Origin of the sequence: Pararoseomonas baculiformis (genome assembly GCF_017813395.1) — a bacterium.
GTDB lineage: Bacteria > Pseudomonadota > Alphaproteobacteria > Acetobacterales > Acetobacteraceae > Roseomonas > Roseomonas baculiformis.
In genome coordinates this window covers 1-8,521 of the sequence record NZ_JAGIZB010000060.1, presented here as the reverse complement: position 1 = coordinate 8,521, position 8,521 = coordinate 1, and the positions used below count along the sequence as shown (strand labels likewise).

The window sequence follows — 8,521 nt, the reverse complement described above, 5'->3', positions numbered from 1 at the left end:
CGCGCTGATCACACGCCCCCTGTCCCCCCTCCGGGGGGATGGGGAGAAAGGTTGGGAGAGAGGAGGCCGCAGCCGCGGTCGGCGTCCCGCCCCGGACCCCCACCGGACCAGAGATATGCCTGCGCTCACCGGGAGCGCAGGCCCACCCAGGACCAGGCCAGCATGACAACAGAAGCCCGCGCCGAAGGCCGGCACGAACCCGGCACCCGCACGAAGCCAGCGCCCCCACCCCGTGCCGAGGGTGCCCCCCTTGCGGATGGGCCCCTGGGGCAGCGGCGGGTCGGCCGCTACCTCCTCTTGAGCGACGTGAACGGCCAGAGGCACGCGCTCGCGCCAGGGGCGGTGCCAGCCATCTGCGAGGTCCCGGGGGAGGGGACCTCCGCCCTCCTGCTGCCCGGCGGCCGCCTCGTGGTGGTCGATGCGGATGTCGAGGCCGTGGCCCTGGCGCTGTCCAGGGAGGGGCGGTGATGCCGTTCATCGCCCATGCCCTCCCTCAGGCAGCAATCGAGAGGGGCGATGTGTCGGCCGGTGCCCTCGTCAGCATCACCGGGGTGTCGTTCGCGCCAGCGGTCATTGAGGAGCCACGGTTCGGCGGCCGGGTGCTCCGCGTGGTCTTCGACGACGTCCCGCTGCCCGAGTTCACCGCCCTGGGGCGACGCTGGATCGGTCCGACCCGGGAGCAGGTGCAGGACGCGATCGCCTTTGGCCGGGAGTGCCGCGCCGCCGGTGTCGAGGAGGTCGCGGTGCACTGCCTGCATGGCAAGAGCCGCAGCACCGCAATCGCCCTCGCCCTCATGGCCGATGCGCTCGGCAGGGGAGGGGAGGGCGCGGCGGTGGAGGCGCTCCTGGCGCGCGACCTTACCGGCAAGGCCAGCCCGAATGTTGGCGTCGTGCGCGTTGCCGACGAGATCCTCGGTCGCGGCCACGCCCTTGAGGACGCGCTCGCCGACAGGCTCCCGCGCTTCGTCACTTGGCGCGCTTTCTGGGAGGAGCGGGGCCTTCCGCCTCGTGAGTCGCTTGGGCGTGGGTGAGAGAGGTGCCGTCACCTCGGAGCGCCGCCCAGGTGGCATCGCCAGGCCGGAACCCGGGCGCCCCAGGATGCTCGTGAGAGGGACATCATGAGCACCGTTCACTCAGTTCCCGGAGCCGCCGACCTGGTCAGCGATGAGGAGGCACGGGCACGGCGACCCAGACCCTCACCCTGCACGGCTATCCCGACGAGGGAACCCGGCTACCGCCTTCCGTGGCGTGACGGAGGAGCGCTCGGCACCGGCGGGGAGGAGGAGCTTCAACTCTGGCCGACCATGTCAGAGTAGGCGATGGCGCTACATCGGCATGGCCCAGCCCGCGACGTGGGCACAGACCGGCACTGTGAGATCGGACGGCTCGGGATGACCGACCTGGCCCAGTGCGTTTACGAGGTTCTGCATGCATCTTACCAACGCGGCACCTTCAGGCGCGGACAGCCCGAAGCGCCGCTTCCGCATGCTCCGCTGCAGTGCTTGGTTCCGCGCCGTCTCGCGCGAAGTCGCCCCGAAGGACTTTCAGGGCATAGCGCTCCTGGTCGATCTCGGAGGCGGTGCGGACCCCACGGCTACGAAAGATCTGCAAGGGCGGGCACCAGCCCTGGACTGCGTGCTGCAGAAGAAAGCCAGTCACCACGGCAGGCAGCGCCAGCCAGCGCTTGTTCACGAACGCTCCGAGAAGGGTGCCGGTCAGCGCGAGGGTCGCAGCGTTTGCAGCCAAGGTCCGCTCGATGTCCCATTCCGCGTCGAGGTCCCTCAGGCGCTTCCCGATCCTCTCGGGATGAGCCGCATGGTAGCGCACACTCTCCTCGATGCGCTGGGCAATCCGGTGGTTGGCAGCGTCGGAGGTGACGCCGCTAACCCGCGCCGTCGTGGTGGGCAGCATGGAGGTCTCCCGCATTCTTCTCTGCCCCGAACTCGGATGGCAAGGCAAGGGTTGCCTCCGCTTGGGGGCAGCCCGACCCACCCGGCGTTCGTGTCACGATCAGGGGTCTTCCCTCAGGCCGACTTGGTGCGCCGTGGCAGGTACTTGTCTGTAATGGAGAAGGCGGCCATGCCAACCAGCATCGCCACGAGGAACACCACCGCAGGTGCGCCCGCCCACAGGAATGAGGCCAGGACCGGCCCTGGGCAGTAGCCCACCAGTCCCCAGCCGGTGCCGAAGATCAGCGATCCAACCACCAGGCGGGCATCCACCTTCGTTTTGGTGGGACCCGAGAAGGATGGCGCGTAGAGCGGCGCCTGCCGCCGCTTCGCCAGGGTGAAGCCGAGGGCGGCGGCCAGAACGGCAGCGCCCATGACGAAGGCCAGGCTTGGATCCCAGTTTCCGGAGACATCCAGGAAGTTAAGAACCTTCTCCGGGTTAACCATCTGGGACACCACCAGGCCCAGTCCGAAGAGCAGGCCCGATACCAGGGCTATAAGGGTGCGGTTCATGGCGCTCAGCCTTCGAAGACATGGCGTGCGAGGAAGACAGTCAACGCGGCCGCCAGGAGGAAGAGCCCTGTGGCCGTGATGGAGCGGCGCGACAGCCGCGCCAGCCCGGCAACGCCATGGCCGCTGGTGCAACCACCGCCCAGCCGGGTACCGAAGCCGACGAGGAGCCCGGCCAGGATCAGCGTGCCGTACCCAGCCTCAATGGAGAGCGGTGGCGCCCCCTGAATGATGGCATAGACCAAGGGCGCCCCAATGAGCCCAACCAGGAAGGCGATGCGCCAGCCGACCTCGCCCGACTGCGGCTTGATGAGGCCGCCGATGATGCCGCTGATCCCGGCGATGCGCCCACTGGCAAGCCAGAGGAGCGCGACCGACAGGCCGATAAGCGCGCCGCCCACGGCAGCCGAGACGGGGGTGAAGTTGTCCATGGAGCTCAGCCCTTGAGCTCGCGGATAGCTGCGCAGCCAGTCTCGTGGAAATAGTTCAGCGGGATCTTCAGATACGAGACGCCGTTGGCCTCCGGCTCAGGTAGGCGCCCGCCCCGGATGTTGATCTGCAGGGCGTCCAGCAGCAAACCGGGGAAGGCCAGCGTCCGGTCCCGCTCCTCGCGCGTCTGGACGAACGCGTCCTCGCTCACGCCGCCCCGGAGGTGCGTGTTGCGCGCGCGCTGCTCGGCAACCGTGGACTCCCATCGCGGCTCGCGGCCTCCCGGCTGGTAGTCGTGGCCGGTGAAGACGCGGGTCTCCGGCGGGAGTTCCAGGATCCGCTGGATGCTCCGGTAGAGCGCCCGGGCGTCGCCGCCCGGGAAGTCGGCCCGGGCCGTGCCGCCGTCCGGCATGAACAGGGTGTCGTGGACGAAGGCCGCGTCGCCGATGACGTAGGTTATGGAGGCCGCCGTGTGGCCGGGCGAGAAAAAGACCTCCGCGTCCAACTCACCTATCCAGAAGCGCTCGCCGTCCTTGAACAGCCGGTCCCACTGCGAGCCGTCGGTCGGGAAGTCGGGAAGGTTGTAAATCTCCTTCCAGATTGTCTGGACCTGGACGACCTGCTCGCCAATGGCGGTCGGGGCACCAAACACCTCCTTGAGGTAAGGGGCGGCAGAGAAGTGGTCGGCGTGCGGGTGGGTGTCGAGGATCCACTCGACCGTCAGCCCCTGCTCACGAACGAACGTCACTATCTGGTCGGCGAAGGTGGTGTGCGTGCCGCGGCAGGCGCGGTCGAAATCGAGCACGGGGTCGATGATGGCGCAGCGCCTGGTCGCGGGATCCGCGGCTACGTAGGCGATGCTGTTGGTGTCCTCGTGGTAGAAACCGGTTACCGCCGGATGGTTGTTGGGCATCTCTGTTTCCTCTTTCTTTGGGGTGAACAGTGCACGGCGTGTGTGTTGTGGCCGCTGGCCAGTCAGTCTTCCGGCGGGGCAGCCTCGTTTGACGGCGAACCCGCGGCTCCGTCTCTGGTGCAGAACAGTTGGTAGAGAAGGCCGATAACCCGCTCCGCGGGCTCGCTGCCCAGGCGGTAGTAGATCGTGCGTGAGGCGCGGCGGGTCCTGACCAGCCCATCCTCCCGCAGACGGGTCAGGTGCTGCGAGAGATGGGGCTGCCGCACTTCGAGCAGCGTCTCCAACTCCCCAACAGACTTCTCCCCCTGCGTCAGCGAGCAGAGGATCAGCAGCCGGTGCTCGTTCCCGAGCGATTTGAGGAAGCGCTCCGCCTCGCCAGCCCGGCTGCGCATCTCCGTTATATTCATACTTGATAATCTATGATGATTGAATATGTCTTCAAGGCCAACACGACCAGGAAAGCTCACATGCCCAACAGAATCAGGATCAGCGATCGGCTGAGCGTCGACCCCACCCCGCCGACCAGGGAGGAGCTGGAGAGGCTAGCCCAGGAGGGCTTCCGGTCCGTGGTGAACCTGCGAACACCGGGGGAGCCCAACCAGCCTCTCTCGCCCGACGCCGAAGGCGAAGCCGCCCGCGAGGTGGGCTTGGACTATGCCCACATTCCGGTCGCGCCCACCGGACCGCGGCCCGAGCAGGTGGATGAGTTCCGGCAGAAGCTATCCGACCTGCCAGGGCCGGTGTTGATTCACTGCGCCTCCGGGAAGCGGGCCAGCGTCTTCGGCGTCCTCGGCCTGGCCATGGAAGAGGGCCTCTCGGGCGAGGAAGGCCTCTCCCGGGCGCGAGCTCTTGGCTTCGATTGGGGAGGCCCTGAGATCGAGGCTTTCGTCAGGCAGTACCTAGATCAGAATATGTAGTCAGACCAACAAGCCCAGGCTCGGCTCAACGGAAGCTATCATCCCGAGAGGTGCGGGGTACCTGCCGTGCGCGCCCCGCCCGCCATGAACCGCTGTGTGATGCTAAGGCCGCGTCCGTCAAGGCGGGCAGCCTTCGACCTCCCGTCAGGAACCGGCGCGGACCTGGGCCACGACCTCGTGCATCCTGGTGAGTCAAGGTTCGAGGGTGCCCGGGACATGGCTCGCGAGATCATGGGCAGCCAGGAGGGGCGCGCCTCCAAACGGCAGCGCAAGAAGATCGAGATGCTGTTCGCGCACCTCAAACGCATCCTGAAGCTCGATCGGCTCCGCCTGCGAGGGCCCAACGGTGCCCGGGACGAGTTCCACCTGGCCGCCACCGCCCAGAACCTCAGGAAAATGGCGAAGCTGATCCCGATGCCAGCACCAGCCCCCGCCTGAGGGGGCCGGGGTCGTCCTACCTGCGCACAAATCGTAGTCCAGGGGAGGCGTGCCCTCGTCGATACCGTCCGACTTCTTCAACAGAATAGAATACGCCCACAGCGGTCATTGTCATGCCGCGGTCGAGTTCCGGAAAGCGGAAGTCCGCTGACGTTTCCTGACCGGAGCTTGCTCCGGTCGGCAGTTATGCTCAGTGTTCCCATCGACGTGCCTGCCACGAACACGCTCCCTAAGGGACCCAGAAGGATCCGTAGTACGCCGCCCGAGCGAGCGGGACGGTAATAGAGGAGGACAGGTCAACGGAGCGTCCCCGTAAGGCGCCGAAGGCGGGTGCGAAGCGACCGAGGGCTGAGCGGGTCAGGGGGTTGTATCTCGCTGCTCAAATGATGCCTCGACGTGCACTGCCTCCGTTGCAGCTACCTCGCAGGCGTCGGCCAGAGGAACCTGGCCGCGCAGCCAGTCGAGCCCGTGATGAAAAGGCAGACCGAGTGGCTCGAAGCGGCTCTCTGCGCCTTGGGCGTAGAGAAGTACTGCACCGGTCCGACCTGGCTCAGGGGTGCGGAAGCCCAGGGTGAGACAGACGAGAATGCGCTTTCCGTCCTCACCGTCCTCCTGGGAGTAGGCCCGCAGAGCGTGAATGACCGGCTCGTCCTCCGGCCCGTCCGGCATCGCCGCCCCGATATCCCAGCGCACCTGCGCGCTGATCCGCGCCACCTCGATTGTTTCAGAGGCATGCGGCACGTCGCCAAGCGCTGTCACCAAGGCAAAGGCAAAGAGCGCCCGCAGAGCCCGGGGCCTCATTGTAGCCGCCCCCCATGCACCCGGGCCACGGAGGCCCAATGAGCCCGCTGGCGATCCACACGCTGTCCGAACGCATCGGGCGGCTCGGCGCGGGCTACGATGCCTACGGCCCGCAGCCGCTCCACCAGCGCTGGTTCGAGGGCAGCCCGTGAGACAGCCTCGGCGATCTGTGTGCGTGCCTCGGCGGGCATCGCGCCCGGGCCGAAGACGCCCAGCGTTCCTTCCACCTCGAGTTCGGGAAATCCCTGCTCGATCACCGTGGGGATCTGCGGTGCGGCCGGTGTCCGCTCCGGGTTGGTAACCGCGAGCACGCGCGCCCGCCCATCCCGGGCCAGTGGCAACACCAGGGCGAGCGGCCCCAGGAGAACATGCAGCCGGCCCGCAACGAGATCGGGGATGGCCTCTGGCGGGCTGCGGTAGCTTGCGGTCATTACCTCCAGGCGATGCGCACGGACGAAGGCGGCGAGCGCGAGCGTGAGGCCACCAAGGCCGGCCGCGATGTTGAGGGTCCCCGGCCGCTCCTGTCCCGCGCGCACGAGGTCGCGCAAGGTCGAAATCCCCGCTAGCGCCGGTGAAATCGCGATGCTGAGGAAGTCGCTCGCCGCAAGGGAGAGCGGTACGACGTCCTTCGGGTCAAAGGGCAGTCTTTCGCGCAGGAGCGGCGTAACGGTGAGGACACCGGCCGGGCCGAACATCAGCGTATGTCCTTCCCTGGCAGCGAGCATGGCCTCCACGGCGATCACGCCATCTGCACCAGGCTTCGGCTCCACCATGACGGGCTGCGCCCAGGTGGCGGCCAGGCGCTCGGCATAGAGCCGCGCGGCGAGGTCCGTGGAACTGCCGGGCGCGGCTGGCGTGACGAGGCGCACCGGCCGCTCGGGCCAGGTGGCGGAGAGGGCCTGCGGCCCGGGCAGGCCAGCCACGAAGCCGGTAAGCCCGAACGCGAGATGGCGTCGTGTGAGCGCGATCATGGGTCCTCTGGCCTCCTGCGGGTCCACTCGGGAACCAGAGGCTATCAGCATCCCCACCCAGCAATTGCCGCTATCTACCGAACCAGGTGTTCGGCATCATCGAACGATGGAACCCGCCGGGCTGCTTGGTGACCTCGCCATCTTCACCCGGGTCGTCATGGCACGCAGCGTCAGTGCCGCGGCCCTGCAGCTCGGCGCCGCCAAGTCGTCGGTCAGCAGTCGGATCGCGGCGCTGGAGAGGCTAGTTGGCGCCCGGTTGTTAATCCGCTCCCGGCATGGCGTGCAGCCGACACCTGCTGGCGAAAGGCTCGCGGCTGCCGGCCGGAACCTGATCGCTGATGCAGAAGCCCTGCTGACCGAAATCCGGGCAGGGGAGGATCAGATTACCGGCACCTTGCGTGTCACCTGTGCGGTGGGTGTTGCCGATATCCTGCTGGTGCCGATGCTAGCCAGCTTTCTCAGGCAGCACCCTGCACTGTCCGTCGACGTGGTCGCGACGGACCTTATCCTGGACCCACGCCGCGAGGGCATTGATGTCTCCTTCCGCTTCGGCTGGCTACGGCGTCCTGAGCAAGGCTTCGTCGCTCGGCGGATCGGCACCTACGAAGGCGCGCTCGTTGCCTCGCCTGCCTACCTGGCTACGGCAGGAGGGGAGCCCACCACCCCGGCGGCACTGGCCCAGCATACCTGGATCGGCTCCCCGGCCTTCGGAGGGATGCGCCAGCCATTGACGCTCTGGGACGCATCAGGGCGACGCCATAAGACGGTGATGACCTGCCGCATTCGCACGACCGCGCCGACGCAGCAACGCGAGTGGGTGCTCAGCGGGCTCGGCATCACGCGACTGCCGCGCTTCTTCATCGCTGATGATCTTGCGAAGGGAGCGCTGGTCCGCGTGCTTTCTGACCACCGCTTCGAGGGGCCCTCGCTGTTCGCGGTGTATGCGCGCGAGCATGCCCACTCGGCACGGGTCCGTGCGCTTCTTACCCACATTCAGCGGATCGGAGCTGAGGAAAAGATGGCACGTGCAGCAGAGTCTCTGGAAGCCACGCGCTGATAGAGCTCCTTCCGCAGGCGCTCATCTCTCGAACCTATCGAGGGCTCGCATCCGTCTGCAGGTCGGCCTTGGTGAGAATGCTGACCAGAATAGGTGCAGCGCCAAACGAGGGGATGATCCGCGACCACGCTCAGCGCGGCGGTTTCCCGGCGAACAAGATCAGCAAGGTCGAACGGATGATCGATCCGTCCACCGCTGAAGGTGCCACCTCACTGCGTTGGGAAGGAAATATGGCCTCACGCCCGTGTAGAGTTAAGAGAGGCAGCACCGGGCAAAGCTGAAGCAGCGCTTCGCGCGCATTGGGAGAGCGCAAAAGGTGGGGGACGGCCTGCACCGCCAATACCGCCCCCCTTAGTCAAGGAGTCTGACAGACGAGAGCCGTATCCAACGGTGCTCGCTATCGCCGGGAAGCGTTGTCAACGCCGCCTGAAATCTGACCCACCTTGGCTCGCGTCGCCGGTCGAAACCTGACCCACTGGATCGCCCGGAGATGGGACGAGCTCCACCTCCGGACGGCGTGTCTCAGCGGCTCTCCT

General features: G+C 67.1%; 11 protein-coding genes and 1 pseudogene. 5 read left to right on the top strand and 7 right to left on the bottom strand.

Features of this window, described 5'->3' with window-relative positions; translation table 11 throughout:
- The first annotated feature begins 162 nt into the window (after positions 1 to 162).
- Together J8J14_RS24045 and J8J14_RS24040 are read left to right on the top strand one after the other, a co-directional pair.
- Complete coding sequence (locus J8J14_RS24045; protein ID WP_209382073.1) at positions 163 to 468, top strand: hypothetical protein; 306 nt, start codon at positions 163 to 165, stop codon at positions 466 to 468.
- Positions 468 to 1,031 (top strand): hypothetical protein, encoded by a 564-nt coding sequence (locus tag J8J14_RS24040; RefSeq protein WP_209382072.1) that lies wholly within the window; start codon positions 468 to 470, stop codon positions 1,029 to 1,031. Before J8J14_RS24045 ends, J8J14_RS24040 begins: the two co-directional genes overlap by 1 nt.
- Positions 1,032 to 1,452: 421 nt before the next feature.
- Here J8J14_RS24040 and J8J14_RS24035 read toward each other — a convergent pair whose 3' ends face one another.
- The 5 genes from J8J14_RS24035 to J8J14_RS24015 all read right to left on the bottom strand — a co-directional run bounded on the left by J8J14_RS24035 (position 1,453) and on the right by J8J14_RS24015 (position 4,193).
- Positions 1,453 to 1,911, bottom strand: coding sequence for a hypothetical protein (locus J8J14_RS24035; RefSeq protein ID WP_209382071.1), 459 nt, complete (start codon positions 1,909 to 1,911; stop codon positions 1,453 to 1,455).
- Positions 1,912 to 2,024: 113 nt separating this feature from the next.
- Complete coding sequence (locus J8J14_RS24030; protein WP_209382070.1) at positions 2,025 to 2,462, bottom strand: DUF6691 family protein; 438 nt, start codon at positions 2,460 to 2,462, stop codon at positions 2,025 to 2,027.
- 5 nt (positions 2,463 to 2,467) lie between these two features.
- Positions 2,468 to 2,890, bottom strand: coding sequence for a YeeE/YedE family protein (locus tag J8J14_RS24025; protein WP_209382069.1), 423 nt, complete (start codon positions 2,888 to 2,890; stop codon positions 2,468 to 2,470).
- 5 nt (positions 2,891 to 2,895) lie between these two features.
- Positions 2,896 to 3,801: an MBL fold metallo-hydrolase gene (locus J8J14_RS24020; protein WP_209382068.1), complete on the bottom strand. Its 906-nt coding sequence runs from the start codon at positions 3,799 to 3,801 to the stop codon at positions 2,896 to 2,898.
- A 62-nt stretch (positions 3,802 to 3,863) separates the two neighbouring features.
- Positions 3,864 to 4,193, bottom strand: coding sequence for an ArsR/SmtB family transcription factor (locus J8J14_RS24015; protein WP_245216134.1), 330 nt, complete (start codon positions 4,191 to 4,193; stop codon positions 3,864 to 3,866).
- Positions 4,194 to 4,220: 27 nt separating this feature from the next.
- Between J8J14_RS24015 and J8J14_RS24010 the strand changes: the two genes are divergently transcribed.
- Positions 4,221 to 4,718 (top strand): beta-lactamase hydrolase domain-containing protein, encoded by a 498-nt coding sequence (locus J8J14_RS24010; protein WP_209382066.1) that lies wholly within the window; start codon positions 4,221 to 4,223, stop codon positions 4,716 to 4,718.
- A gap of 201 nt (positions 4,719 to 4,919) precedes the next feature.
- Positions 4,920 to 5,156, top strand: a pseudogene (locus J8J14_RS24005) (transposase); the annotation flags it as partial.
- Positions 5,157 to 5,513: 357 nt separating this feature from the next.
- Here J8J14_RS24005 and J8J14_RS24000 read toward each other — a convergent pair.
- A complete protein-coding gene (locus tag J8J14_RS24000) occupies positions 5,514 to 5,918 on the bottom strand; it encodes a hypothetical protein (RefSeq protein WP_209382065.1) in 405 nt (134 codons plus the stop codon).
- A 35-nt stretch (positions 5,919 to 5,953) separates the two neighbouring features.
- Positions 5,954 to 6,928 carry a Bug family tripartite tricarboxylate transporter substrate binding protein gene (locus J8J14_RS23995; RefSeq protein WP_209382064.1) on the bottom strand — a complete coding sequence of 325 codons (975 nt, stop codon included), beginning with the start codon at positions 6,926 to 6,928 and terminating at the stop codon, positions 5,954 to 5,956.
- A 106-nt stretch (positions 6,929 to 7,034) separates the two neighbouring features.
- Between J8J14_RS23995 and J8J14_RS23990 the strand changes: the two genes are divergently transcribed.
- The gene (locus tag J8J14_RS23990; RefSeq protein ID WP_209382063.1) at positions 7,035 to 7,985 is read left to right on the top strand and encodes a LysR family transcriptional regulator; all 951 of its coding nucleotides are present in this window, start codon (positions 7,035 to 7,037) and stop codon (positions 7,983 to 7,985) included.
- Positions 7,986 to 8,521: the final 536 nt, after the last annotated feature.

What these genes read in the sequence shown, in the direction of transcription:
- J8J14_RS24030 (WP_209382070.1), bottom strand. Translation starts at nt 2,462, where the DNA reads ATGAACCGCACCCTTATAGCCCTGGTATCGGGCCTGCTCTTCGGACTG.
- J8J14_RS24045 (WP_209382073.1), top strand. Translation starts at nt 163, where the DNA reads ATGACAACAGAAGCCCGCGCCGAAGGCCGGCACGAACCCGGCACCCGC.
- J8J14_RS24040 (WP_209382072.1), top strand. Translation starts at nt 468, where the DNA reads ATGCCGTTCATCGCCCATGCCCTCCCTCAGGCAGCAATCGAGAGGGGC.
- J8J14_RS24010 (WP_209382066.1), top strand. Translation starts at nt 4,221, where the DNA reads ATGATGATTGAATATGTCTTCAAGGCCAACACGACCAGGAAAGCTCAC.
- J8J14_RS24025 (WP_209382069.1), bottom strand. Translation starts at nt 2,890, where the DNA reads ATGGACAACTTCACCCCCGTCTCGGCTGCCGTGGGCGGCGCGCTTATC.
- J8J14_RS24035 (WP_209382071.1), bottom strand. Translation starts at nt 1,911, where the DNA reads ATGCTGCCCACCACGACGGCGCGGGTTAGCGGCGTCACCTCCGACGCT.
- J8J14_RS23995 (WP_209382064.1), bottom strand. Translation starts at nt 6,928, where the DNA reads ATGATCGCGCTCACACGACGCCATCTCGCGTTCGGGCTTACCGGCTTC.
- J8J14_RS24020 (WP_209382068.1), bottom strand. Translation starts at nt 3,801, where the DNA reads ATGCCCAACAACCATCCGGCGGTAACCGGTTTCTACCACGAGGACACC.
- J8J14_RS23990 (WP_209382063.1), top strand. Translation starts at nt 7,035, where the DNA reads ATGGAACCCGCCGGGCTGCTTGGTGACCTCGCCATCTTCACCCGGGTC.
- J8J14_RS24015 (WP_245216134.1), bottom strand. Translation starts at nt 4,193, where the DNA reads ATGCGCAGCCGGGCTGGCGAGGCGGAGCGCTTCCTCAAATCGCTCGGG.